25 protein-coding genes and 1 pseudogene are annotated in these 25,153 nt (G+C 71.3%); 15 read left to right on the forward strand and 11 right to left on the reverse strand.

Going from position 1 to position 25,153, the window contains the following annotated elements:
- The 3 genes from C7C45_RS31135 (at nucleotide 1) to C7C45_RS31145 (ending at nucleotide 4,292) form a co-directional block, all read left to right on the forward strand.
- Nucleotides 1-834: a carbohydrate ABC transporter permease gene (locus tag C7C45_RS31135; RefSeq protein ID WP_204940404.1), complete on the forward strand. Its 834-nt coding sequence runs from the start codon at nucleotides 1-3 to the stop codon at nucleotides 832-834.
- Between the two features lie 29 nt (nucleotides 835-863).
- Complete coding sequence (locus tag C7C45_RS31140; RefSeq protein ID WP_146247460.1) at nucleotides 864-2,270, forward strand: ABC transporter substrate-binding protein; 1,407 nt, start codon at nucleotides 864-866, stop codon at nucleotides 2,268-2,270.
- Between the two features lie 291 nt (nucleotides 2,271-2,561).
- Nucleotides 2,562-4,292 carry a DivIVA domain-containing protein gene (locus C7C45_RS31145; RefSeq protein WP_110568178.1) on the forward strand — a complete coding sequence of 577 codons (1,731 nt, stop codon included), beginning with the start codon at nucleotides 2,562-2,564 and terminating at the stop codon, nucleotides 4,290-4,292.
- 85 nt (nucleotides 4,293-4,377) lie between these two features.
- Here the strand turns inward: C7C45_RS31145 and C7C45_RS31150 are convergent, their stop codons facing one another.
- On the reverse strand, nucleotides 4,378-4,626 hold the full coding sequence (locus C7C45_RS31150; protein ID WP_146247461.1) for a hypothetical protein: 249 nt from the start codon (nucleotides 4,624-4,626) through the stop codon (nucleotides 4,378-4,380).
- A gap of 196 nt (nucleotides 4,627-4,822) precedes the next feature.
- Here C7C45_RS31150 and C7C45_RS31155 point away from each other — a divergent pair, with 196 nt between their 5' ends.
- Both C7C45_RS31155 and C7C45_RS31160 read left to right on the forward strand, forming a co-directional pair.
- A complete protein-coding gene (locus C7C45_RS31155) occupies nucleotides 4,823-5,596 on the forward strand; it encodes a methyltransferase domain-containing protein (RefSeq protein ID WP_110568182.1) in 774 nt (257 codons plus the stop codon).
- Between the two features lie 221 nt (nucleotides 5,597-5,817).
- Nucleotides 5,818-7,212, forward strand: a complete 1,395-nt coding sequence (locus tag C7C45_RS31160; protein WP_110568184.1) for a dihydrolipoyl dehydrogenase family protein — start codon at nucleotides 5,818-5,820, stop codon at nucleotides 7,210-7,212.
- A gap of 65 nt (nucleotides 7,213-7,277) precedes the next feature.
- Here C7C45_RS31160 and C7C45_RS31165 read toward each other — a convergent pair whose 3' ends face one another.
- Entirely contained in the window at nucleotides 7,278-7,733 is a 456-nt protein-coding gene (locus tag C7C45_RS31165) for a MarR family winged helix-turn-helix transcriptional regulator (RefSeq protein ID WP_208641474.1), read from the reverse strand.
- A 258-nt stretch (nucleotides 7,734-7,991) separates the two neighbouring features.
- On the opposite strand from C7C45_RS31165, the gene C7C45_RS31170 reads away from it, so the two are divergent.
- From C7C45_RS31170 to C7C45_RS31180, 3 genes are all read left to right on the forward strand, one after another.
- Nucleotides 7,992-8,945, forward strand: a complete 954-nt coding sequence (locus tag C7C45_RS31170) for an aldo/keto reductase (RefSeq protein ID WP_110568188.1) — start codon at nucleotides 7,992-7,994, stop codon at nucleotides 8,943-8,945.
- Between the two features lie 82 nt (nucleotides 8,946-9,027).
- Nucleotides 9,028-10,008 (forward strand): quinone oxidoreductase family protein, encoded by a 981-nt coding sequence (locus C7C45_RS31175; RefSeq protein ID WP_110568190.1) that lies wholly within the window; start codon nucleotides 9,028-9,030, stop codon nucleotides 10,006-10,008.
- 5 nt (nucleotides 10,009-10,013) lie between these two features.
- The gene (locus C7C45_RS31180; protein WP_110568192.1) at nucleotides 10,014-10,688 is read left to right on the forward strand and encodes an MBL fold metallo-hydrolase; all 675 of its coding nucleotides are present in this window, start codon (nucleotides 10,014-10,016) and stop codon (nucleotides 10,686-10,688) included.
- 46 nt (nucleotides 10,689-10,734) lie between these two features.
- Here C7C45_RS31180 and C7C45_RS31185 read toward each other — a convergent pair whose 3' ends face one another.
- The 6 genes from C7C45_RS31185 to C7C45_RS34295 are packed head-to-tail and all read right to left on the reverse strand — an operon-like array spanning nucleotide 10,735 to nucleotide 16,235.
- Entirely contained in the window at nucleotides 10,735-11,538 is an 804-nt protein-coding gene (locus tag C7C45_RS31185; protein ID WP_208641475.1) for an SDR family NAD(P)-dependent oxidoreductase, read from the reverse strand.
- Nucleotides 11,539-11,555: 17 nt separating this feature from the next.
- On the reverse strand, nucleotides 11,556-12,938 hold the full coding sequence (locus C7C45_RS31190; RefSeq protein WP_146247462.1) for an MFS transporter: 1,383 nt from the start codon (nucleotides 12,936-12,938) through the stop codon (nucleotides 11,556-11,558).
- Nucleotides 12,939-12,967: 29 nt separating this feature from the next.
- The gene (locus tag C7C45_RS31195) at nucleotides 12,968-13,549 is read right to left on the reverse strand and encodes a TetR/AcrR family transcriptional regulator (RefSeq protein WP_110568198.1); all 582 of its coding nucleotides are present in this window, start codon (nucleotides 13,547-13,549) and stop codon (nucleotides 12,968-12,970) included.
- A gap of 56 nt (nucleotides 13,550-13,605) precedes the next feature.
- The gene (locus tag C7C45_RS31200; protein WP_110568201.1) at nucleotides 13,606-14,373 is read right to left on the reverse strand and encodes a nucleotidyltransferase domain-containing protein; all 768 of its coding nucleotides are present in this window, start codon (nucleotides 14,371-14,373) and stop codon (nucleotides 13,606-13,608) included.
- A 36-nt stretch (nucleotides 14,374-14,409) separates the two neighbouring features.
- On the reverse strand, nucleotides 14,410-15,750 hold the full coding sequence (locus tag C7C45_RS31205) for a hypothetical protein (protein WP_110568203.1): 1,341 nt from the start codon (nucleotides 15,748-15,750) through the stop codon (nucleotides 14,410-14,412).
- Nucleotides 15,751-15,755: 5 nt separating this feature from the next.
- Complete coding sequence (locus C7C45_RS34295) at nucleotides 15,756-16,235, reverse strand: cupredoxin domain-containing protein (RefSeq protein ID WP_167454888.1); 480 nt, start codon at nucleotides 16,233-16,235, stop codon at nucleotides 15,756-15,758.
- A gap of 147 nt (nucleotides 16,236-16,382) precedes the next feature.
- On the opposite strand from C7C45_RS34295, the gene C7C45_RS31215 reads away from it, so the two are divergent.
- On the forward strand, nucleotides 16,383-17,210 hold the full coding sequence (locus C7C45_RS31215) for a copper resistance CopC family protein (protein ID WP_167454889.1): 828 nt from the start codon (nucleotides 16,383-16,385) through the stop codon (nucleotides 17,208-17,210).
- 248 nt (nucleotides 17,211-17,458) lie between these two features.
- A complete protein-coding gene (locus C7C45_RS31220; RefSeq protein WP_110568207.1) occupies nucleotides 17,459-20,293 on the forward strand; it encodes a ricin-type beta-trefoil lectin domain protein in 2,835 nt (944 codons plus the stop codon).
- Nucleotides 20,294-20,407: 114 nt separating this feature from the next.
- On the opposite strand, the gene C7C45_RS31225 is transcribed toward C7C45_RS31220, so the two are convergent.
- Nucleotides 20,408-20,794: a DUF2267 domain-containing protein gene (locus C7C45_RS31225; protein WP_110568209.1), complete on the reverse strand. Its 387-nt coding sequence runs from the start codon at nucleotides 20,792-20,794 to the stop codon at nucleotides 20,408-20,410.
- 58 nt (nucleotides 20,795-20,852) lie between these two features.
- On the opposite strand from C7C45_RS31225, the pseudogene C7C45_RS31230 reads away from it, so the two are divergent.
- The 5 genes and pseudogenes from C7C45_RS31230 to C7C45_RS31250 all read left to right on the forward strand — a co-directional run.
- Nucleotides 20,853-21,495: pseudogene (locus C7C45_RS31230) on the forward strand (SAM-dependent methyltransferase); the annotation flags it as partial.
- 153 nt (nucleotides 21,496-21,648) lie between these two features.
- Nucleotides 21,649-21,981, forward strand: a complete 333-nt coding sequence (locus C7C45_RS31235) for a nuclear transport factor 2 family protein (protein WP_110568212.1) — start codon at nucleotides 21,649-21,651, stop codon at nucleotides 21,979-21,981.
- Nucleotides 21,982-22,013: 32 nt separating this feature from the next.
- Nucleotides 22,014-22,850 carry an oxidoreductase gene (locus C7C45_RS31240; protein WP_110568214.1) on the forward strand — a complete coding sequence of 279 codons (837 nt, stop codon included), beginning with the start codon at nucleotides 22,014-22,016 and terminating at the stop codon, nucleotides 22,848-22,850.
- A 132-nt stretch (nucleotides 22,851-22,982) separates the two neighbouring features.
- Nucleotides 22,983-23,498, forward strand: coding sequence for an ATP-binding protein (locus tag C7C45_RS31245; RefSeq protein WP_341866530.1), 516 nt, complete (start codon nucleotides 22,983-22,985; stop codon nucleotides 23,496-23,498).
- A 96-nt stretch (nucleotides 23,499-23,594) separates the two neighbouring features.
- Nucleotides 23,595-23,972, forward strand: coding sequence for a nuclear transport factor 2 family protein (locus C7C45_RS31250; RefSeq protein WP_110568217.1), 378 nt, complete (start codon nucleotides 23,595-23,597; stop codon nucleotides 23,970-23,972).
- 1 nt (nucleotide 23,973) lies between these two features.
- On the opposite strand, the gene C7C45_RS31255 is transcribed toward C7C45_RS31250, so the two are convergent.
- Together C7C45_RS31255 and C7C45_RS31260 are read right to left on the reverse strand one after the other, a co-directional pair.
- A complete protein-coding gene (locus C7C45_RS31255; protein ID WP_110568219.1) occupies nucleotides 23,974-24,501 on the reverse strand; it encodes an SUKH-4 family immunity protein in 528 nt (175 codons plus the stop codon).
- Between the two features lie 136 nt (nucleotides 24,502-24,637).
- Nucleotides 24,638-25,108, reverse strand: a complete 471-nt coding sequence (locus tag C7C45_RS31260) for a molybdenum cofactor biosysynthesis protein (RefSeq protein ID WP_110568221.1) — start codon at nucleotides 25,106-25,108, stop codon at nucleotides 24,638-24,640.
- Nucleotides 25,109-25,153: the final 45 nt, after the last annotated feature.

A 25,153-nucleotide genomic window follows, 5' to 3' on the forward strand; every position in this document is an offset into this window, starting at 1 on the left:
GTGAACCGACCCGGTCCGGTACCGACCGTCCTGACCTACCTGTGGCTGGGCATCGCCGCGGTGGTGCTGCTCTTCCCGGTGCTGCTCACCGTGCTCGGCGGCTTCCTGCCGTCGAACGCGCTGCTGCACCAGCCGCCGCAACTCTTCGACGGCGACTGGACGCTGGAGAACTACCGGGCCGCCTGGCGGCAACCGGTGGTGCCGCTGGCCCCGGCCTTCGTGAACTCGCTCTTCGTCGGACTCAGCGTGATGCTCGGACACCTGATCACGTCGTGCCTCGCCGCGTACGCCCTGGTCTTCATGCGCAGCCCACTGCGCAGGCCGATCTTCTGGCTGTTCCTCGCCACGATCATGGTGCCCTACGAGTCGATCGTGGTGCCGAACGCGCTCTTCATCCGCTCGCTGGGCATCAACGACAGCCGGCTCAGCCTGATCCTGCCGTTCCTGGCCACCGGCTTCGGCGTGTTCATGCTGCGGCAGGCGTTCGCCCAGTTCCCCCGGGAACTGCGCGAGGCTGCCGTCATCGACGGCTGCGGTCACCTGCGGTTCCTGGTCACCATCCTGTTGCCGGCGAGCCGGCCGGCACTGATCGGCATCGCCGTGTGGTCGTTCCTGCAGGGCTGGAACATGTACTTCTGGCCATTGATCATCTCCTCCAGCAACAACTCCCTGAACACCCTGCAGACCGCGGTCTTCGCCCTCAAGGACAACGAGGGCGGCAGCCCCGCCGTGCTCCTGGCCGGCATCACCATCACGTTGGTGCCGACGCTGCTGCTGGTCATCTTCGGCCAGCGCTGGCTCGTCCGGGGCTTCACGGCCGGCGCGGTCAAGTAACTCCCCCAACCCAGTAGTAGGAGGAAACAGTGCGTACCACTCTGCGCCGGGTGGCGGTCGGGCTCTCGCTCGCCGCCCTCACGGCCACCGCCGCGGCCTGCAGTTCGGCCACGGCGGACAGCAGCGCCACCAGCAGCGGCACGGACGCCCCGGCCGCGAGCGCCCTGGACGGCAAGGGTGAGGTGTCGATCGACTTCTGGCACGCGATGACCGGCAAGAACGGTGAGGCACTCACGCAGCTCGCCGACCAGTTCAACGCGAAGAACAAGGGTCGCGTCAAGGTCAACCTCCAGTTCAAGAACACCTACGACGACACGCTGTCGGCGTACAAGGCCGCGCTGAACAGCGGTCAGGCGCCAGACGTGGTGCAGGTGTACGACATCGGCACCCGCTTCATGATCGATTCGAAGTCGACGGTGCCGGTGCAGGCGTTCGTGGATGCCGACAAGAGCACCACCGCGGATATCCAGCCGAACATCGCCGGCTACTACTCGGTCGACAACAAGCTCTACTCGATGCCGTTCAACACGTCGATGCCGCTGCTCTACCTGAACAAGACGGCGTTCACCAAGGCGGGCCTCGACCCGGCGAACCCGCCGAAGACGCTCGACGAGATCACCGAGGCGGCCCGCAAGCTGACCGTGAAGGACGCCAACGGCCGGGTCACCCAGTACGGCTTCGGTGCCGCGCTCTACGGTTGGTTCCTCGAGCAGTGGACCGCCGTCGGCAACCAGGAGTACTGCGACCAGGGCAACGGCCGCGACGGCCGGGGCACCACCCTCAAGCTGGCCACCGACGACCACGTCAAGCTGCTCGCCTGGTGGAAGAAGATGGTGGACGAGGGCCTGGCGCCCAAGCTGGACAGCAACACCACCACCGCGGACAACGCGTTCACCGCCGGCACGGTCGCGATGACCCTGGAGTCGACCGGCTCGCTGAGCGGGTTCCTGAAGAGCTCCGAGGGCAAGTTCGAGATCGCCACCGGCAACTACCCGAAGATCAACACCACCGACGCGGGTGGCCCGATCATCGGCGGCGCCTCGCTCTGGGTGGTCGGCAAGGGCAAGGACGACGCGCACAAGCGTGCTTCCTGGGAGTTCGTGAAGTTCCTGTCCGACAAGGACTCGCAGGCCACCTGGCACACCTCGACCGGGTACTTCCCGATCAGCAAGGGCGCCCTGGAGACCGAGGTCGACAAGCAGTGGGTCGCCCAGCGGCCGCAGTTCCAGACCGCGATCACCCAGTTGCAGAACACCCCGCTGAGCAAGGCCACCCAGGGCTGCCTGCTCGGTGCGATGCCGCAGGCCCGTAAGGCCGCAGAGCAGGCCATGCAGGCCGCCGTGCTCAGCGGCACCGAACCGCGCGCCGCCCTGGAGCAGCAGCAGGAGGCCCTCGCCGGCCCGATCAAGGACTACAACCAGTCCGTGGCAGGCTGACCCCGTACCTTAAAAACCACGTCGGCCGGTCGCCCACCGCGACCGGCCGACGTGGTCTCCCCCACCGCCTCCCCGCGTCGATCAGGCAGCTGTGCCGTGGGACAAGAGCCGCGGATCGGGCCTACTCGGGCACCACGACTCCATGTTCGACGGCGGGTCCGGGTGTTCGAGCGAACAGCGGTGGGAGGGGCCTACGCTCGGCGCGGGCTCGACGGTAGCGTTGCGCCACACTGACGGCCCGCAGGCAGGCGACCGCCGACCCTGACGCCCCGATCGTACGGAGGATGGTGCATGTCCATCGGCGCTGAGCCGCACGCAGTACGCGACGATGCGGCCTCGCGGCCGAGCTTCGAGCTCGCCCTGCGCGGCTATGACAAACGCCAGGTGGACAGGCACCTGGAGCAGCTCGACGGTCAGATCACGATGCTGAGCGGGGAGCACGGGCGCTCCGCCGTCCGGGTCCGTGAGCTGACCGCGGAGGTGCAGCGACTGCGTACCGAACTGGCTGAACTACGGGAGCAACCGGTGCAGGTGGACCGCGCCTCGATCCACGACCTGGGCCCGATGGTCGCCGAGATCATGACGCTCGCCGACAAGCAGGCTGCCATGATCATTGAGTCGGCCACGGACCGGGCGAACGAGCTGCGCAGCGAGTCGGAGCGGATTCTGCTCGACACCCGCGAGCGGGCCGCACAGGCACGGCAGGACCTGGCCGAGGAGCTGGCGACCCGGCGTTCCGAGCAGGAACAGGCGTACGAGGAGCGGCGCACCCTGGCCGAGGCCGAGTTGACCGCGATCCGCGAGCACGCGGAGCAGTTGCGCGCCGACGGTGAGGCAGCTCACGAGCGCGCCCAGCACGAGGCGAAGCGGATCACCGAGCAGAGCGCGCAGCAGCTCAACCAGACCCGGGTCGCCGCCGACGCGCTGATGAAGTCGGCCCGTACCCAGATCCAGCAGGAACTCCAGTCGGCCCGCTCCAAGAACCAGCAGGAGATGGCCCAGTGGCAGGCCGGCGTGGAGCGAGAGGTCAACGAGCGGCGGACCGCCGCCGAGCAGGACATCGCCGAGCAGCAGGCCGCCGCCGAGCGGGAGCTCGCTGAGCAGCGCAACGCGACCGAGCAGCAGATCGCCGAGCTGTTGGCCGAGGCGCAGCAGCACGTGACCGAGCTGCGCAACCGGGCCGACGAGCAGGCAGCCAGCCACCAGGAGCAACTCACCGCCCTGCAGCAGGAGATCGAGGAGCGCCAGCAGGAGGCCAACGAGCTGAACGCCGAACTGGACACCGCCGGCCAGCAACTGGCCGAGATTCGCCAAGAGGGCGAGACGCTGGAGAACGAGCTGTCGCGGATGCAGCAGCGGCTCAGCGACGTCCGCCGGGACCTCACCGCGGAGAGCGCCCGGCTGGACGAGGCCCGCCGCGCCGGAGACGCCGCCGAGCGGCACGCCAAGGAGGTACGCGCCCGGGTGCAGCGGGAGGCCAAGCGGGTGGCCGACCTCGCCGCCGCAGCGGTCATGGCCGCGGCAGCCGGCGGTACGGAGACCGCCGAGTATCCGATGGTGGGTGCCCGGCCCAGCGCCGACCGACCCGCCCCCGAGCGGGTAGCCGTTGAGCGGCTCACCGTCGACCGCGTCGGCGTCGACCGGCACTCTGCGGAGCGATCCAGCGTGGACGACGTTCACGCCACTCCCGACCCCACCCCGCTCGACCCGGCACCCGTCGACCGCGCCCCGATCGACAGTGCCCCGGCCGACCAGACGACGGCCGAGAACGGCTACGCCGACCGGAGCCCGGCCGAGCAAGCGAATGGCGACCGCGCCCCGGCCGAGCAGGCGAACGGCGAACACGGCGGCGCACCGGCCGTGGCGGACGAGTCGGTCGCGCCCGACCGTACGGCAGCTCGGGAGAGCGCCGACGACGCCGAGCCGACCTACCCTCGGCACATCGGCACGGACGCAGCGACGCCCGTACCGTTTTTGGCCTTCGGGCAGCCGGTCAGCGAGAACGGCGCCGTCCGACACTGACCTCAGCAGCGCTTGCACCCGGGCCCGGAGCGAAACCGCACGGGCCCGGGCCGACCGCCCGGTCGTCGTTCAACGCCTCAGCCACTCAAGCGGGTGGCCGGGCTGACCGAGCGAGGTACCTCTGCAGCTCGGAGACCTCCGCGTCGGTGAGGACGGGGGCGAAGTCGAGGTGCTCGCTGGGATAGACGGCCGTGCCGGAGTCGGCCACCGTGACGAACCAGGCGCCCGCGTGGCCGAACCAGTGCGCCTGCCCGGCCGCACCGAGGTCGACGGCGTCGTCCGGCGCGGTGGACTCGCCTGCCGAGACGATTCGCACCCACTGCCCGTCGCGCAACAATGATCCCTTGCCGGGCTCGCCCTGTGCTGACCGGCGGTGATCAGGTAGGGGCGGTGGCTCGGGCGGATTCTGCACGGAACCGGGTCGCCGTACCCGTTCGAGCTGGCAGGCTGAGCTCGCCGCCGGGTCGACCTGCACCGGATCCACACAACCTCTCCCCAGGACGTACGCGATCCTGTGTTTGGGTTGGCGGATGAGTCAACTCGCGACGGCGACCACCGCCCCGGATCAGATCGCGTACCTGGACGCGGCCGCGGCGACCGCGATGGGTGTCGAGTACAAGCAGCGCTTCGTCGACGCTCTCGGCGTACAGCCCGGGCATGCCGTGGTGGACGTCGGCTGCGGCCCCGGGACCGATCTCGGCCGGCTCGCCGACGCGGTTCAGGCCAGCGGCCGGATAATCGGAGTGGACCGCGACCCGCGGATGGTGGCGGAGGCCGGTCGGCGGCTGGCCGACAGACCAACCGTCGAGCTGCGCACGGGCGATGCCCACGACCTTCCGCTCGCCGACGCCAGTGTGGATCGGGCCAGGATGGATCGGGTCCTGATGCACGTGCGGAGTCCCGCACACGTGCTGGCGGAGGTCCGTCGGGTGCTGCGTCCGGGCGGCCTGCTCGGGATGGCCGAACCGGACTGGGACACCCTGGCGGTCGCGGACGAGGACGTGCGGACGAGTCGCCGCTTCGCCCGGTTCGTAGCGGGACGGGTGCGGAATCCGACGATTGGTCGCGAGCTGGTTCGGCTGTCGGCGCAGGCTGGCTTACAGGTGAGGTCGGTCGAGCCGATCGCCGTGGTGTTCCGGGACTTCGACACGGCGGACCAGATCCTGGGCCTGCGGCGCAACTCCGCCCGTGCCGTGCTGGCCGGAGAGTTGACCGACGCGGAGGTGCAGCCCTGGCTGCAGCGCCTCGCCGAGGGCCCAATGCTGGCGGGCTTCACGTTCTACCTGGTCATCGCCCAGGCCTGACGCGGGGGACAGCTCCGCCTCGCCGAGGTGGCGGTATCCCCACGCATGGATACCCCACCTCGGCGATACGGCGGCTCGCGTCGGGACCTTGACGGCGGTTCGACCCGGGCGATTCTGCGCGGAACCGGGTCGACGGTCCCGTCGGACCTGACAGGCTGGGCTGGCCGCCGCGCACCAGCGGCGGCCGCCGGCGGTTGCCCGGTGACCGAGAGGAGCGCCCGGTGACCGACCAAGCAGAGGAGTTCGACCTGCTCGTCGTGGGCGGAGGCAAGGCCGGAAAGACGTTGAGCATGGACGTCGCCCGGTCCGGGCAGCGGGTCGCGATGGTCGAACGCGGCATGATCGGTGGCAGTTGCATCAACGTCGCGTGCATCCCGACGAAGGCGCTGGTGACCAGCGCGCGGGCGGCACGTCACCTGCGTGGCGCGTCAGCGCTCGGCCTGGTGGTCGAGGGCGGCGGGGTCGACGTGGACCTGTTGCGCGCGCACAAGCAGGACGTCGTCGAGGGGATGGTGGCCGCCAACCGACAACAGTTCCTCGACTCCGGCCTGCACCTGGTGATCGGCCAGGCCCGGTTCGTCGGCCCGCGGACCGTACGGGTGTCGCTCGCCGACGGCGGCGAGCGGCTGTTGCGCGGCGCCGACGTGGTCATCAACACGGGTACCCGCCCGCATCTCCCGGCGGTGGCCGGACTGACCGAGGCCGGGGTGCTGACCAGCGACACACTGCTGCGCCTGGACCGGCTGCCGGCCCGGCTGGTGGTGCTCGGCGGCGGCACCGTCGGGGTCGAGTTCGCGCAGATGTTCGCGTCGTTCGGCAGCACGGTGACCCTGATCGAGGGTGGCCCACGGCTACTCACCCGCGAGGATCCCGACATGAGCGACGCGGTGATGCGCGTCTTCCTCGACGACGGCATCGACGTACGCGTCGGCATCGCGGTCGCCCGCATCGACCGTGACGTCGCCGGCACGGTCCGGGTGACGCTGGACGACGGCAGCCTGGTGACCGGAGATGACGTGCTGGTGGCGGTCGGTCGCGAACCGGTGACCGACGGGCTCGGCCTGGACGCGGCCGGCGTACGGCTCAACGAGCGTGGCTTCGTGGTGGTCGACGAGCACCTGCGCACCAGCGCCGAGCGCACCTGGGCGGCCGGGGACGTCGCCGGCAGCCCCCAGTTCACCCACGTCGCGCTCGACGACTATCGGATCATCCGGGCGAACCTCGCGGGGGGACAGCGCAGCACCGCCGACCGGCTGATCCCGTACACCGTCTTCACCACCCCGGAGCTGGCCCGGGTCGGGCTCACCGAGACCGAGGCGCGCCGCGCCGGGCACGACATCCAGGTGGCCCACCTGCCGGTCGCCGCGATCCCCCGGGCACGCACCCTGCGCCAGACCGAGGGCAGGTGGAAGGCGATCGTCGACGCCCACACCGACCGGATCCTCGGCGCGGCGCTGCTCGGCGCCGAGGCCGGTGAAGTGATCACCTCGGTGCAACTGGCCATGCTCGCCGAGATGCCGTGGACCGCCCTGCGCGACGCGGTCATCACCCACCCGACCATGACCGAGGGGCTCAACCTGCTCTTCGCCTCGCTGCGGTCCCGCCCGGTCCGCTGAGCGCCGCGCGGCGGGCCGTTCCGGCCGCGTCGCATCCCCTCGGTGCCACACGGCGCGCTTGCGCGTCAGTCGTCGGCGTGTGCTGTCAGGACCTCGATGGCAGTCGCGAGTTGCTTGCGGAAGGCGGCCAGGTCCTGGTCGCTGAAGGAGCCCATGAGGCGGCGTTCCACGGCCACCGCCTCGCGGTCCGCCTTGCGGAGGAGGGCCACGCCGGCCGGGGTGAGGCGCAGGAGGAGGACCTTGGCGTGGTCGGGCGAGGTAGTCCGGCTGATCAGGCCGCGCTGATCGAGCAGGGCGACGACCCCGTTCATGGCCTGCGCCGTCACGCCGCCGAGGCGGGCCAGCCGGGCGCCGGAGATGTTCGGGTTCTCTGCGAGCATCAGCAGCGCCGAATACTGGGGGACGGTCAGCCCGAAGGGGCGCAGCACCCGGTTCTTCTCAGTGATCAGTGCCTGTTCGGCCTGTTTGATGAGACTGCCCAGCCGCTGTTCAGACGGCAACTCCGACCCCGTCGTCGGCAACTCTCCTCCTTCGTAAGCCCTGGTACGCGCGGTCGGCCGGCGCCGATCCAGCGGTCGTGCCAGGTTACCGTCCGGATGCGCTGGCGCCCGCACGGGTGATCTCCGGCGCCCCATGTATCATGATCCTGATACGTATTCGGGTCCAGATACGAATGCACGGTCCGAGCTCGTGTGAAGTGCCTGAGACCAATGAGGATCACCCCGACAGCCCGCGAGCCGCGGCGCACCACCGCACGACGTCCAGGGAGACGAACCACGATGCACACCACCCTCCTCGGTACCTCCGGACCCGCCATCGGCCGGATCGGCCTCGGCTGCATGGGCATGTCCTGGGCCTACGACGAACCCGGCCGGGACGACACCGCTTCGATCGCCGTCATCCACCGCGCCCTGGACCTCGGCGTCAACCTCATCGACACCGCCGATGCCTACGGCCCCTTCACCAACGAGTACCTGGTCGGCCGCGCCCTGGCCGGCCGGCGCGCGGACGCCGTGCTCGCCACCAAGGTCGGCCTGGTCGTCGACGGCAGCCGCACCATGCACCGCAACGGCCGCCCCGAACACATCCGGGCCTCCATCGACGCCTCGCTGCTCCGCCTGGGTACCGACCACGTCGACCTCTACCAGCTGCACCGCGTCGACCCCGCCGTGGGGCTGGAGGAGTCCTGGGGAGCGCTGGCCGAGGTCGTCAAGGCCGGCAAGGCCCGCGCCATCGGCCTCTCCGAGGTCGGCGTCGAGGAGATCGAACTAGCCGCCGCCATCCATCCGGTGGCCTCCGTACAGTCCGAGTTCTCGCTCTGGTCCCGCGATGTCCTGGAAAACGGGGTGCTGGCCCACACCGCCGCGCGCGGCATCACTCTGCTGCCCTTCTCCCCGCTCGGCCGCGGCTTCCTGACCGGCGCCATCCGCAGCTCCGCCGACCTCCCCCGCGGCGACTGGCGGCACGGCAGCCCGCGCTTCCAACCCACCGAGATCGACGCCAACCAGGCGCTGGTGGAGCGCATCGAGGCCGTTGCCGCCCGGCTGGAGACCCGCCCGGCCCAGGTGGCGCTGGCCTGGCTGCTCGCCCAGGGCGGGCACGTCGTGCCCATCCCCGGCACCAAGACCGCGCGCTACCTGGAGCAGAACGCCGCTTCGGCCGAACTGACCCTGGACGCCGCCACGCTGGCCGAGTTGGACACCCTCCCCGCCCCGTCCGCGCCCCGCTACTGACCCATCCCCGGCGGTGGACACCCTGCCACCGCCCGGCGACCCTCCCGTCCCCCCGTCCCGCCCGTGCCAAGGAGCAGACCCCATGCGCGCCATCCTCTTCGACCGCTACGGCGACCCCGATGTCCTCATTGAGACCGAACTGCCCGTGCCCGAGCCGGGCCCCGGCCAGATCTCCCTCGACGTCACCTGTGCCGGGGTGAACTTCGCCGAGGTGATGTTCCGCCGTGGTCAGATCCAGGTCGGCCTGCCGCACGTCCCCGGCCTGGAGGCGACGGGCACGGTGCGCGCCGTCGGCGAAGGCGTCATCGGGCTGCGCCCCGGGCAGCCGATCAGCGCCCTCACCCTGGACGGCGGCGGCTACGCCGAAGTCGCCCTGGCCCGCGCGGATCTGACGGTCGCGCTGGAGGGCTCACGCGCAGTGGCTGACCCGGCCCTCGCCGCCGCCTTCCCCTGCAACGTTCCCGTCGCCCAGGGCCTGCTGGAATCCGCCGCCCGGCTGCTCCCCGGCGAGAGCGTCCTGGTGCTGGCTGCGGCCGGTGGAGTCGGCACGGCCGCCGCGCAGATCGCCCGCCTCGCGGGTGCCTCCCTGGTGCTCGGCGCCACCGGCACCACGGCCAAGGCCACGTACGCCGCCGCCTTCGGCTACGACGAGGTCGTTCCCTACGAGGCGCTGGCCGATCTCGTCGCGGAACGCACTGACGGTCGCGGCGTCGACGTGATCCTCGACTCGGTCGGCGGCGAACAGCGCACGAAGGCGGCCGGGATGCTCGCCCCGCTGGGCCGCCAGCTGATCTTCGGTGACGCCGCGCAGCAGGACGAGCCGGTCCAGCCCAACCACTTCTGGTTCGGCTCCCGGGCGATGGTCGGCTACAACATCGGTGACCTCGCGCACCGCGCCCCGAAGCTCGTCCAGCGGCACCTTGAGCGGGCCGCGGAGCTCGTCGCCGCCGGAGACGTCCGCGTGGAGGTCACCGAATTCGATCTCGCTGACGCCGCCGAGGCGCACCGCACGCTCGCCGACCGGTCCTCCACCGGCAAGCTGGTGCTGCGGGTGAACGGCTGACCGGGATGCTGCTGCTCTCCTTCCCGGCCGGCGGCTTCGGCACCAACTGCTATGTGCTGGCCGCCGAGCCGGGCGGGCCCTGCCTGATCGTCGACCCTGGACAGGCCGCCACCGCCCCGCTGCTGCGGCTGCTCGCCGAGCACCGGCTCGACCCGGCGGTGGTGCTGCTCACCCACGGCCACATGGACCACAGCTGGTGCGCCCGCGAACTGTGCGCGGACACCGGCGCGCCGGTCCTGGTGCACGCCGCCGACCGCTTCATGCTCGCCGACCCGGCCGCCCCCCTGCCCGCCTCCTTCCCCGGCCACCTCCTCGCGGGCTACCCGGAGACCGAGCCGGAGCGGCTGACCCTCCTGGAGGGCTCCGCCGACCTGGAGCAGGCCGGACTGCGCGTCCGGGCCCACCACAGCCCGGGGCACACCGCCGGCTCGACGATGTTCCGCGTCGATCCGGTCCGGGACGGTGATCCGTCCCTCCTCTTCACCGGCGACACCCTGCTGGCCGACCGCCTCGGTGACACCGGCCTTCCCGGCGGCAGCCAGGCCCGGTTGGAATCCTCACTACGCCGCGTCTGCGGCCCACTGGACGACAACACGATGCTGCTCCCCGGCCACGGCCCGGCAACCGCACTCGGCACCGCCCGCCGCACCCTCCCGCTGCTCGGGAGCGCCGCGGTCTGACCCTGCGTCGCGCCACAGGGCCTCGACGGAACGACCGTCGGCGCTCTCAGGCGGTAGCGCCACCATCGACGACGAGGTCGTGGCCGACGACGAAGCTGGAGTCGCCTGATGCGAGCCAGACCACAGCGGCGGCCACCTCGGCCGGGTCGCTGACGCGTCTGGCGGGGACGGCGTTCTTGATGCGGGCGTCGCGGTCGCTCTGGCTCTCGCCCGGCCGGTAGGACATCGGGGTGTCGCTGGCACCGGGGCTGATGGCGTTGATGCGGATGCCGTCGGCGATGTGATCGCGTGCTGCCGTCTGGGTCAGCACGCTGACTGCGGCCTTGGAAGCGGCGTACGCAGCCAGGCCGGGGCGGCGGCCGTGAGCGCCGATGTTGGAGGACATGTTGACGATGACTCCGCCGCCGTTGCCGCGCATGTGGGCGATCTCGTGTTTCATCGTCAGGAAGACCCCGGTCAGGTTGGTGTCCAGCACTGCCCGCCAGGTGTCCTCGTCGAGATCGGCGACCGGGGCGCTGCCGCCGAAGATGCCGGCGCTGTTGAACGCGATGTGGAGCCCGCCGTGGCGGCGCACGATCTCGGTGATCATCGCCGCGACCTGGTCGCTGTCCGTGACGTCGGCGGTGACCCAGTCGACCGTGCCGTCGTGAGCGTGGATCCGGGTCGCGGCTTCGGCCAGCTTCTCCGGGTCGCGGCCGACGAGTACCACGGTGGCTCCGAGGTCGACGAACGCCTGCGCGGTGGCGCCGGCGATGACTCCGGCTCCGCCGGTGATCAGCACAACCTTGCCGTCGAAGCGTGCGCTCATGATGGGGTTCCCTTCACTAACTAATTGGATTTCGTGGGACACCGCTGACGGCGGTCGGCTCAGTGATTGCGATGGGTCGCGACCAGACTCGCCGGAACAGCCGCGGTGAGAACCGCGGCTACGGTGAGGAGGGCTGGGGTGTGGCCGTGGGTGTGCGCCACAGGCGCGACGAGGGCCAGGACCAGCGGTGGACCTATCTCCATGGCGGTGTTGGTCAGGCCCCCGGCCGGTCCGCGCTGAGTGTCGTCAGCACCAGGCATCCCGGCCACCGTTGCCGCCGACAGTACGATCCCGGTGCCGAGGGGTGCCGTCAGCAGCCCCGGCAGTTGGATCCCGGAGTGGGGACCGGCGCGACTGAGCAGCAGCGTTCCGACTACGGCGACGACAAGTCCGAGAGCCAGCACCGTGCGGGCCGGCAAACGGTGGAGCAGCTGCGCGGCGGCCGGCCCAGCGGTCAGGGCCGCCAGCGCGGGCGGAATGAACGCCGTCGAGATCGCCGCCGGAGTGTGGCCGGTATCGGCCAGTTGCAGGGTCAACAGGTAGTACAGCGAGGCCAACGCGCCGCCAGCGACCAGGATCGCTACCAGCCCCGACGCCGTCTGCAGGGTGACCTTTGGGAGCAACGGTGCGGTTGAGCGACGCTGTGTGACAGCGAAGCCGATCAACAACGCCGCACCCGTGGCGGCCAGGAGCACTGATTCGGCACCGAGCCCATAGATCAGCGCGGTCAGTCCGGCGACGACCAGCACGGTACACAGCGGATCGATCCTCGCCGGCCGTCGCGCGAGCCCGCCTGGCACCAGTCGGCCCACCATGACGGCCGCGACGACCGCGATCAGCCCCGGCGGTGCGAACAGCCAACGCCACGACACCTCGACCACTGGCCCGGACAGGACCATTCCCACGCTCGCCCCGGTCGCTGCCAGCCCGCCCCACAGCGCGGTCGCCCGAGCCCGCTGCCGCTCGCCAGCGAACACGATCGGGATCAACGCCATCGCCGCCGGAACCGCGAACGCTGCCCCCACGCCCTGTGCGAACCGCGCCGCAACAAGCATCGTCACGCCGTTCGCACCCGCCGCCGCCACCGAGGCCGCCGCGAACACCGCCAGCGCGCCCAACAGCGTACGGCGGTGCCCGAACCGGTCGGCGACGTTCCCGGCCACCAGCAGCAGCGCCCCGAAGGCGACGCTGTACGAGGTCGATACCACCACCAGGGCAGGAGAACTCAACGCCCATTGCCGCTGCAGCTGCGGCAATGCCACCGTCAGCATCGTGATTGACGCGATCAACGCCACCTGCACCGCCGCCAGCGCTGCGAACGCCGACCCAGCGCGTCGGACCAGCGCTGCGGGCACGGCGTTGGCGGGTACCGCAGACATGATCGTCTCCGCAATTCTAGAACGATTGGTCTTGAATATGGCCCGAAAATGCGCCCCGTCCAAACCGGGCGGGGCGGCGAGGGACAGCCGATTCAGCCGAGCATCGACAGGGCTACCCGGGCCGCGTCACGCAACCGCGCGCTCGGATCGGGCGCCCGCCCGAGCACCCGCACCCCCTGGAAGAAGACCAGCAGGAACCGTGCCAGCGCCCGAGGATCGACATCCGGTGGCAACTCGCCCTGCGCTCTGGCTCGCAGCAACGCCGAGGTCAGTGCGATCTCCAGATGCGCCCAGCTCGCCTCCACCAGCCGGGCCACCCGCTCCTCACGGGCGGCGAGTTCGACCGCGCTGTTGACGACCATGCAGCCCCACTGCCGGTCGTCATCGGCCTCCTCGGCCACATACCGCTCGACCAGCGCCCGAACGGCCGGCAACACCGGCCCTGACTGCGACAACTCCGTCATGATCTTCGGATCGGTCAGGTCCAGATAGCGCCGCAACGCCTTGGCGTACAACTCGCCCTTGCTGCCGAAGGTCGCGTAGATGCTGGCCTTGGCGATCCCCAGGTGCTCGACCAGATCCGCCATCGACGTCGCCTCGTAGCCGCACTCCCAGAACAACTCCAGCGCCCGCTGCAACACGACATCCGGGTCGAATTCCTTGGTCCTCGCCACATCAGGGACCCTACACTTATCTAGACCGAGCGGTCAAAATAGGGGCGGTCGGCTGCCTACGCGGCGATCTCGTCGCGTACCCGTTGCTGGAAGGCGCGCGCCTGCGCCCCGGTGGGCGGCGGTGCACCGTGCCGCGCGGCGACGGCCCGACGGATCACCTCGGCCGGGTCACCAGCGTCGATCAGCCGCTGACCGGCCGCGACCTTGGCCAGCCACACGCCGTCGCGGTGCCGCACCAGCGACCTGCACGCACCGAGCACCGCGTCCTCCGTGCCGGGTGCGGGCTGGTCGTCCGGCGGTGTCGGCAGGGCCAGCCACCAGGAGAGCGCCTCGGTGAGCAGGAGACGCAGGTCGGCCGGGGCGAGGTCGGCGAAGGTCTCCCCCGCTGGCGGGCCGAGCAGCGGCAGTCCACTCTGGTGCAGGATGCTGCGATCCAGCCCGTACCAGAAGCGGCCGTCGGCGGCGGGCCGGTCGGCGGGGTCGAGGGTGCACCGGAACGGCATGCGGGACCCGGTGTTCAGCTCGACCTCGAAGGCGGGTTCCGGGGTGCCGGAGGCGGCCACCTCACGCCGGTACGCGACCAACTCCAACCCGCGCGCCGGGCAGGGCAGGGCCTCGTGTCGTAGCCGCGCCACCAACGCCCGCTTGGCGGCGCCGGTGAGTGGCCCGGCGCTGACCAGCGCGACGTCCACGTCGCTGCGGCCGGCCTGGTACGCGCCGAGCCCCACCGAGCCGGCCGCGTACGCGCCGACGAGGTCGGCCCCGCGGACGTCCCGGGCGGCGGTGACCAGGTCGTCGAGGTAACGCTGAAGATCGGAGTCCACGAGCCATCTTGACGCACGGGTCGGAGCCGGGCGGGACTACCCCGCGTAGAGCAGCAGCAGGCCGGCGACGGTGTACGCGACCATCAGCGCCAGCAGCGGAAGTTGACCGGCCACCGCCCGGGCCCGGGGGAACAGGTACAGGGCGCGGTCGTGGGCGAGCAGGGTCCCGAGCAGGTGCCCGAGGATGATGACGGTGATCTGGAGGGTGGCCACCCCGGAGGGCGTGACCAGACCGGTGTGCGGCTCCCAACCGGCGGTGCCGAGCCAGTTGGCGCCGGTGCCCAGGGGGTCGGAGAGCAGCGCGACGGTGCGCTGGCCTTCCAGGATCAACAGCGAGTAGTAGTGCGCCACCACGTAGCCGACCGCGATCGGCACGATCGAGTGGGCGATCTCGCCGGGCACACCACGGGCCTCGGCCGGGTCGGCCCGGCCGATCCGGGCCGCGGCTGCGGTCGCGAGCAGGTACGCCACCGCGACGGCGGCGATGACCAGGACCAGTCCGCCGCTGCCGGTGACCGCCGGGTGCAGGCCGTTCTCCTGGCTGAAACGCAGCCAGCCCGGCGCGTTGGACAGGCTGTCGAACATGGTCGAGCCGAGCAGCACGATCACCACGGCGACCAGCCCGGGGCGGGGCCGCAGCCCGGCGATCCCGTCGAGCGGGTTGCGCCACACCAGCACGTCGTCCGCGGCCCGGCCGAGCGGGGCGAGCTGACCGATCAGGCCGCTGTACACCTCGAACGGGTCGGCCCGGTCGAACCAGCCGGCGCCGAACAACGCCGCCCCGACCAGCATGACCACCGCGTACCCGGCGAGCCAGACGCTGATGACCGGCAGGGTGGCCCGGTCGGGTGCGACCAGCTCCAGCCAGACGAACCCGAACAGCGTGGCGGCGGCTGGCCACACCCCCACGCCGGCGGGCAGCTCCCGGACCCCACGGTCCGGGTCGCGCCGCGCGGCCAGCGCCGCGAGCAGGTGCACCGTACGCAGCGGGTTGACCGCCCGCCAGACCGGGCCGAGCAGCAGCGACAGCGGTGCCAGCCCGACCCAGAGCAGCACGTAGAGCGTGCCGGCCGTCGGGTTGTCCGCGGTGTCCGGCCCGCCCAGCAGGCCCAGGCAGAACCAGGCGGCGGCGAGCAGGCCGAGCCCGCGCAGCGCCCACCGGAACGTGGGTGCGTCGACGAGCCGGGCCAGCCATTGCGGCACCGGGCGGCCACCCGTCGCGTCCCGGTCGAGTCGGGGCTCACGCCAGAGCAGACCCAGCGCCAAAAACGTGACGACGAGGGTGAGCGCGGCGGCGACGACGAGCTGCGGCAGTGTGATCGGCAGGTCCTGGCGGCCGCCGACGCCGTGCGCCAGCAGCGTTCGGGCGGCAGTCATGTCGCTCAGCGGACGACGAGCTGGAACAACACCAGCCCGGTCTCGTGTGTCTCCACCTCGAACAGTCCGGTCTTGTCGGCCCGGAACTCCACCGAGGCGGGAGTGCGGGCCGGCAGTCGAGCGCCCAGGTCGTAGCCGTGCACGTGCAGCTCGTCCGCCACGTCCGAGGTGACCGTGATCCGGACCAGCTTGCCCTTGTCCACGGTGATCCGCCCGGTCGGCGGAAAAACCCGCCGCTTCGCGATCGTCACGACGATCTCGCGGTCCACGACCGGGGTGCTGGCGCTGGCGCTGGGTGTGGGGCTGGGTGTGGGGCTGGCCGCCGAGGCCGGCGCGGTGGTGGCGGCGCTCGGCGGGGCGGCGGACGTGGCCGCCGCGGAGGGGGTCGCCCCGGACGGGTCGTCGCCCTGCCCGCAGCCCGTGACGAGCAGGGCGGTGAGGACACCGGCGGCGAGGGCGGTCAAGGTGCGGGTACGGACGGACACGGGCGGACTCCGAACGACGCGAGGGGACGGGTGTCGGGTTGATCGTCGGGGAGGAGAACTCTACGTCTTGTTCGGCGGCGAGGAAATGACCATGATGAACGAATGCGATCGAGGCCCGTCACTGTCCGTAACATCCTGAGCCGCGCCGTGGCGGCATCTGTCGCGACGCTGGTGGTGTCGCTGCTGTTGCCCGCCGCTCCGGCGTCCGCGCACGGCCAGTTGGCGACCTCCACCCCGCTGACCGGCACCGTCGTGCGCGAGCCCCTCCCCCAGCTGACCCTGTTCTTCACCGAGAAACCGGCCGCCAACGCGCACTTCGCCATCAGCGGGCCGAATGGCTCGCGTGTGGACAGTGGCTGGTCCTTCGGCGAGCCCAAGCGACTGGACAAGCCGGTCACGGAGTATTTCAAGGTCAACGGCGTGTTCGAGCCCCGGCTGTACCACACCGGCTTCCCGGCCCTGGTGACTGTCGCGCACTGGCCGGCGAAGGGCCGCTACACCGCCAGCTACCTCTCCGTCGCCTCGGACGGTGAGGCGGTGCGGGGCGACGTCACGTTCGACTACCAGGGGCCGAGTACGCCGGCGCCGGCCGGTTGGGTGGCACCCACGGCGGGGCCGGACGCGACACTGCTCGCCCAGGCCGAGGGCGAGGGCGAGGGGTCGGCGAGCACCGGGGCGACCGGCGGCCCGGCGGACGCCACCGGCGCCCCGCCGAGCGACCCGGCTGGTGCCGCCGAAGAGCAGCGGGACGGCGGCTTCCCAGCCTGGCTGGTCCCGGCTCTGATCGTCGTCGTGGTCTCCGCGATCGTGCTGGTGGCCGCCCGCCGTCGACCCGCCACGCGCGGAGCCAGCACGCCGAGCCGTCGACCCGCCGGCTCGGCAGGCAAGGGCGGCACCCCGGGCCGCAAGGCCGCCACCCCGGCCCGCAAGCCCGGCAATCGGTCCGGCGGTCCGCCCCGACGCGGCCGGCGGTAGGCCGCCCGCAGCATCCGGCATTCTTCGCGTAGCACCGCGAACTTTCGCACGGACATCGGGAACTTTTGATGTATCGACGCGAAGCCATGGACAGCTCAATCGAAACACCTTAATGTCTCGACCCATCATCCCGGTGTTTCCGCATCGTCACTCGTCGGCGTCGAGGACGTTACGGAGCCGGGCCGACGGCCATCCGCACCGCTGCTCCGCGCCGGCCGTCGGACACTCCACCGCCTCCTGGAGGACCGATGGGCACACGCCTGCTACGCCGACTCCGCAATCCCGTCCTGGGTGCGCTGGCACTCGTCCTCACCGCCGGCCTCTGGGCCGCCCCGGCCAGCGCCGCCCCCGAGCAGGAACCGGGTGTCACGCTGCGCGTCTTCGACGTGCAGGTGCCGCTCTCCGAGATCTGCACCCTCAAACCCGCGCAGACCCCGAACGTGGACAAGCTGATGTCCACGATCAACTGGACCTCGGCGGCCGACTTCGGCTTCGAGGACAACTTCGTCTCGCAGGTGCTCGGCAACATCACCACCACCCAGGCCGGCAGTTACACGTTCCGGCTCAGCAGCGACGACGGGTCCAGGTTGTCGATCGACAACGCCGTGGTGATCAACCACGACGGGCTGCACGGCGCCACCCCGCCCAAGGAGGGCACGGTCACCCTCACCGCCGGGCTGCACCCGCTGCGCATCGACCACTTCGAGCGTGGCGGTGGTCAACAGATCACCCTGGAGTGGAGGACGCCCGGCTCGTCGTCCTTCGTCGTCGTACCGAACTCGGCGCTGAGCACCGACGCCGGCGTGGTCCGCGTGACCGCACCCGGGCGCAAGGAGTGCGAAGGGATCACCGACTCCCCCGGCGACGGTCTCCCACTGAACAGCGTGCACCCCGGCTACACGCTGACGAACCTGCGGCCCACCGGCTTCCAGCCGAAGGTCACGGGAATGGACTGGCTGGCCGACGGCCGGCTGGTCATCTGCACCTGGGGTGGCAGCGACCAGTCCGGCACCTCCCAGGACGGTGAGGTCTGGATCCTCGGCAACACCGGCGGATCGACAAGTCCGGGCACCGTGACCACCAAGAAGATCGCCGGAGGACTCAAGGAGCCGATGGGCCTGAAGGTCGTCGACGGGGTGGTCTACGTCTCGGAGAAGCAGCGGCTGACCCGGCTGGTGAACACCGGCGGCGACGAGGTCGCCGAGCGGCTGGAAACCGTCGCCACCTGGCCGTACGGCGGCAAGTTCCACGAGTTCGCGTTCGGCCTGCTCTACCAGGACGGGTTCTTCTACGTGAACCTCTCGGTGTCGATCGACTACGGCGGCGCCACCACGGTCCCGCAGCCCGCCCCCAACCGCGGCACCACCATCAAGGTCAGCAAGGACACCGGCGCGGTCAGCTACGTCGCCGGCGGCCTGCGTACCCCGCACGGCATCGGCTGGGGCCCGGAGGGCGGCATCTTCGTCACCGACAACCAGGGCGGCTGGCTGCCCTCGTCGAAGCTGTTGCACGTCAAGCAGGGCCGGTTCTTCAACCACTACATGACGCCGGCCGGCCCGTTCGACAGCAACCCGGTCACCCCGCCGGTGCTGTGGATGCCACAGAACGAGATCGCCAACTCGCCCAGCACACCGCTCTACCTGACCAACGGCCGGTACGCCGGCCAGTTCGTCATCGGCGACGTGACGTACGGCGGGCTGCAGCGGGCCTTCGTGGAGAAGGTCAACGGCGAGTACCAGGGCGCCCTGTTCCGGCTCACCCAGGGCCTGGAGGCGGGCGTCTCGGAGGTCAACCTCGGCCCGGACGGCGCGATCTACGTCGGCGGGCTCGGTGCGGACGGCAACTGGGGTCAGAGCGGCAAGCTGTCGTACGGCCTGCAGAAGCTCACCCCGAACAGCACCACCGCGTTCGAGATGCTCGCCATGCGGGCCACCACGGCCGGCTTCGAGGTGGAGTACACCCAGCCGGTCTCGGCGGAGACCGCCGCCGACCTGGCCGCGCACTACAAGATCAAGCAATGGCGGTACGAGGCGACCGCGAACTACGGCGGCCCGAAGATCGACGAGGAGACGCTGACCGTCACCTCGGCCACCCTCTCCGCGGACGGCAGGAAGGTCACCCTCGCGGTGGCCGGTCGCAAGGCCGGACGGGTGGTCCACCTGCGCTCACCTCGCCCGTTCACCTCGACGAGCGGCCAGTCACTGTGGAGCACCGAGGCGTGGTACACGCTCAACGCCATCCCGGGCGTCACCCCACCGCCGACCGGCGGGACCAACCTGGCACTCAACAAGCCAGCCGTCGCGGACAGCTCCTGCTCGACGGCCGAGACCCCGGCCAAGGCCGTCAACGGCAGCGTGACCGGTGGCAACAGCGACAAGTGGTGCTCGAAGGGCACCACGAAGTTCCTCCAGGTGGACCTGGGGGCCAGCCACACGGTGAACCGGGTGGTGGTCAAGCACGCCGGCGCGGGCGGTGAGGACACCGCGTGGAACACCCGGGACTTCACCGTCGCGTCCAGCGCCGACGGCACGACCTGGACCACCCGCGCCACCGTGACGGGCAACACGGCGAGCACCACCACGCACGACGTCGTCGCACCGGGCACCCGGCACGTCCGATTGGCGATCACCGCGCCGACCAGCACCAGCGACACCGCCGCCCGCATCTACGAGCTGGAGGTGTACGCGAGCGCCAGCGGTGTCCCGGGCAGCATCACCGGCGTCGGCGGCAAGTGTCTCGACATCGACAACGCCGGCACCACCGACGGCACGAAGGTGCAGCTGTGGACCTGCAACAGCACCGCCGCGCAGTCGTGGACCCGGGTCGGGGACACCTACCGCGCCCTGGGCAAGTGCCTGGACGTGGACAACGCGGGCACCGCCGACGGCACGAAGGTGCAGCTGTGGACGTGCAACGGCACCGGTTCCCAGGTGTGGCAGCCGCAGTCCGACGGGTCGATCCGCAACCCGCAGTCGGGCAAGGTCCTGGAGGCCGCTGGCGGCGGCACCGCCAACGGCACGCAGATCCAGATCGGCACCAACTCCGGTGCCGCACACCAGAGGTGGGTGGTCAACGCCACCTGACGACGGATGGGGCCTGACCCGGGTGACCGGGCAGGCCCCGTACCGGGCCGGCCGAGGCCGGGTGCCGGCGCGCAGGGCGTATACCGTGCGGTCGACGCCGGGGTCGGCGGTCGGTCAGGGACCGTGGGGCAGCGGCTGCGCCAGCGCCCGCAGATCCGCCGGGAGTTGGGCCAGGGCTTCCTCGAACTCCCGGTGCCCGACCACCCGGTGCATGGTCTGGAGGACGGCCCGCGCACCCCGTTCGGCGGCGGCCCGGTCGATCCCGGCGCGGTCGGCCACCCGGCGCAGGAACTCGTCGTAGCCGAACGCTTCCGGCGGCTCGGCGGCCTTGACCAACAGCGGGCTCAGCTCGTCGGCCAGGTGGGGGGCGAGCGCGCCCGCCTCACCGCCGCTGAGCCGCTCGGTGAGGGTCCGCAGAACCGCCTCGGTCAGTGGACGCGCCTGCTCCGGCGAAACGCCCGCCCGCGCCGCAACCTTGTCGATGAATGCCAGCTCGGCCATGCCCCCGCCCTTCGTCCGGAAACGCGTGGCTACCCGGGCCAACCGGCGGCAAACCCGGCAGCCGGCGCGGGAGTCCCGGGCCTTCCTGTCCCGCGCGGTTCGGTTCCTCGCCGGTGAGGCCGGGATCGGCCAGTTCCTGGACGTCGGCACCGGGCTGCCCACCGCCGACAACACCCACCAGGTGGCCCAGCGGGTCAACCCACAGAGCCGCGGCGTGTACGTCGACAACGACCCGATGGTGCTGGCCCACGCGCGGGCGCTGCTGGTGGGCAGCCCGGAAGGGCTGACTCGGTACGTCCACGCCGACCTGCGTGACCCACAGGCGGTGCTCCGGGAGGCCGCCGATCATCTCGATCTCGACCAGCCCGTCGCGGTCCTGCTGTTCGGTGTGCTGGGGCACGTCGGCGACGACGACGAGGCGGTCGCCGTCATCCGGGCGCTGCTCGACGCGGTCCCGTCCGGCAGCTACCTGGCGCTCTCCGACGGCACCGACACCAGCGAGGCTGTGGTCGAGTCGCACCGGCAGTACAACGAGAGCGGCGCGCTGCCGTACCACCTGCGCAGCCCGGAGCGGATCGCCCGGTTCTTCGACGGCCTGGATCTGGTCGAGCCCGGCCTGGTTCCGTTCACCCACTGGCGGCCCGAGCAGGACGGCCCGCCGGCCGACCTGGACGACTACTGCGCCGGCCCGCAAGCCCTGATCGCGCGACGGAACGACCGGGCCGGTGGACGGACGTCCGTCGGCCCGACCGTTCCGTTGGTTGCTCCGCGCGGTGCCGTCCGCTTCTCGTACGGTGAGGTCGGACCGGGAACCCGACGGCTGCCGACGGCGGCCCGTGCCGCAGGAGGAGCAGATGGCGGTCGACCTGCCCGACGTGATCGACAGGTACTTCCGGGCCGTTGACGAGCGGGACCTGGACGCCTTCGTCGCCTGCTTCGCGGACACCGCGAGCGTCGCCGACGAGAACCGGGTGTATGACGGACGGGCGGCGATCCGCGCCTGGCGGCAGAAGACGATGGAGGCCTCCTCGTACACTGCCGAGCCGCTGCGGGTCACACCGCAGGCGGGCGACTCGTACCTGGTCCTCAGCCGGGTGTCCGGCGACTTTCCCGGCAGTCCGATCGAGCTGCGGTACCGGTTCACGCTGCGGGATGACCTGATCGGCGCCCTGGACATCCGTCCGTAAGCAGTGGGAGACCGCCCGACAGAGGAGGCGACGTGCCGCGAGTCTGGCTCATCACCGGTTGTTCCCGAGGGCTCGGCCGGGCGCTCGCCGCGGCCGTGCTGGCCGACGGCGACCAGTTGGTCGCCACCGCCCGCAACCCGGACCAACTCGCCAACCTGGTCGACCAGTACGGCGACCAGGTCCGGACGATGGCCCTCGACGTCACCGACCCGGCCGCCGCCCAGACCGCCGTACGCACCGCCGTGGACACCTTCGGGAGCCTGGACGTCCTGGTCAACAACGCCGGGTACGCCGATGTCGCCTCGATCGAGGACATTCCGGAGGGCGCCTTCCGGGCCCAGATCGAGGCCAACTTCTACGGGGTGGTCAACCTGTCCCGCGCCGCCCTGCCCACGATGCGCGCTCAGCGGCGCGGGCACATCCTGCAGATCTCCAGCGTCGGCAGCCGGGTCGCCAGCACCGGTCTGGGCGCGTACCAGTCGGCCAAGTGGGCGGTCAGCGGCTTCTCCGGGGTGCTCGCCAAGGAGGTCGCGACGTTCGGGATCCGGATCACCAGCGTCGAGCCGGGCGCACTGCGCACCGACTGGGCCGGCTCGTCGATGACCATGTTGCCGATCAGCGACCCGTACCAGCCGGTCATCGACCCAGCCGTGCAGCGGCTGCGCCAGGCCAGCGGCAACCAGCCGGGCGACCCGGTCCGGGCCGCCCAGGCGATCATCCGGATCACCCGGGTCGACGACCCGCCCCTGCGGTTGCTGCTCGGCGCCGACGCGGTGGCAGGCGCCTCGGCCGCCGCCGAGGCCCTCGCCGCGTCCGACGCGCGGTGGCGCGAGCTGAGCGAGTCCATCGTCTTCGATGCGGCCCCCTGACCGTCCCGGCGCCAGGCCGACGACACGCGATCTCCGCCGGCCCGCGTCTGATCGACCCCCGAACGGGCGAGACGGTCCGCAGGCCAGCGGGTGACATGATGTGCCCGACAACAGCTGTCGCTAGGAGAAGGGTTGCTGCTGCCCGATGGCGCACTTCGCGGCTCGCACGTCCACGGCACCCGGGCCTATCGTGGTGACGTTCACCGACCACCCGCACCTGGCGGGCTGATGCCGGCCGAGCGACCGGAGACCGTGACCGAGCAGAGCGTCCCCGCCCACCTCGCGGACGCCATGTCGTACCGGGTGGCGACCGACGTCCGAGCGCTGCGCGGGTTCGTCAGCGCCGGGGCGCTGGCCCGGGGGTTGCCGCCCGACCGGGTGGAGCTGCTGACGCTGGCGATCAGCGAGCTGGCCACCAACACCTTGCAGCACACCACCGGCGGTGGCCGGGTTCGCATCTGGGCCGAGTCGGGCCAGCTTTTCTGCGACGTCGTCGACCAGGGGCCAACGCGGGCGTTCGGCCGGGACATGCCGGCCGCCGACGCGATACGGGGTCGGGGGCTGGCGATCGTGGAACGGGTCTGCGACGAGGTCGCCGTGCTCACCAGCCCCGGGGAGACCGTCGTACGTGTTCGCCTGAGCCTGTGACGCGGGCGGCGATCCACACCCGCTCGGGCCACGTTGGCTGCCACAATGCGGACAGCCCGGTGACACCGGGTCGGGCCCGATCGGGAGGACGGCACGATGCCGGACAGCGCACGCGAGGCAGAACTGCTCGATGCCGAGCGCACCCTGCAGGCCGCCCAGCGAGCCGGCGACGTGGCCGCCCTCGATCAGCTGCTCGTCGACCAGTTGATCGCCATCGGCCCGGACGGCCACACGTACACCAAGCAGGATGACCTGGCCGCGCACCGGGACCGCCGCTCCGTGGTGGAGGAGTTGGTCGAGGAGGAGTTGGACCTGCTCGTCGTCGGGTCGACCGGGGTGACGTTCTTCCTGGGCAGGGTGGCCGGGGTGTTCGAGGGGGCGGCGTTCGCGGCACGCCTGCGCTACACCCGGACCTGGGTCCACGACGACCCGCACGGTTGGCGGGTCCTCGCCGCACACGTCAGCCCGGTCTGACTCAGGTCACGTCCTCGTCGTCCTCGTCGAGCAGGCCCTGCTCATCGAGGTACGCGAACCACCTGTCGTCCGCGGGGGTCAGCTCGGCATAGCCCGGGCCGAGCAGGTAGTAGTCCACGAAGGAGCCGAGGTCCGGGGCGAGTTCCTCGAACGCGTCGGACATGAACCACTCGGTGCCGTTCGGTGGGAAGTACCAGATGGCACCCGTGCCACGGTCCATGAAGATCGGTTCGTCGCTGCGGGTGCCGACCACCAGCCAACCGGCCCGGTCCTCGGGAATGGACGAGAAGTCCGGCGCGTAGTCGAGGTGGTACTGCATCCCGGCCAGTGTCGACGTGGACGCCAGCTCGACCCGACCGCCGCGCAGCCCGTCGGCCGCCAGCAGCAGATCGCGCAGGTCGGCCGGGAGACCCACCGGTACGGCATCGATGGCGGCGCCCTCGCCGAACTCGGCCCACGCCAGGCTGGCCGGTTGGTCGGCCAGGTCCGCCCGCAACTCCTCGATGAGCTGCCGCAGCTCGGGGATCAAGTCGCCACCTCTGTTCGGATCAGGTCCGGTCCGGCGTGCCGAGGTCCACCCCGCAGACCTCCGAACCCGTGCGCGTGTTGGTTCTACCACGCACCGACGCGCGAGGGCGTCACCTCGCCGAATCGGCCAGCGCGGCTCAGCTCACCACAGCGTCGATCAGGCCGACGCGCAGGGTGCCGTCGTTGAGTGGCGTGCAGCGGATGCCACCCGTGGTGCGCAGCGCCTTCCACGTTCCCGGGCCGACGGTGACGTCCATCCAGGCGCAGGGCCGGGCCGCCCGGTTGACCCGCAGGCTGACCGGGCCGTCTCCGGAGTCCAGGACCAGCACCTTGCCGATCAGCTCGTCCACGGCGATCCCCGTGGTGAGGATGTTGCGTCGGACCTCGGCCAGGCCGATGCCGACCGGCAGGGACTCCTGGGCGATGACCGTGACGCTGGCGTCGCGGTGCGCCTGCTGGCCGAAGTACCGGTCGCCGACGATGCCGAGGCCGGCCCGGATCTGGACCACGTCGACCAGCTCACCGGGCGGGGCCGGCGCCGGGCCGTCGGCGGGCCGGCCCAGGAAGCGGTGCACGGGCGAGGCCAGCAACTCGACGATCTCCGGCATGGCAGGAATTGTACGAAGCGGACCGGATCCGGCGGGTCAGGTCGG

Origin of the sequence: Micromonospora arborensis (assembly GCF_003205615.1) — a bacterium.
Lineage (GTDB): Bacteria > Actinomycetota > Actinomycetes > Mycobacteriales > Micromonosporaceae > Micromonospora > Micromonospora arborensis.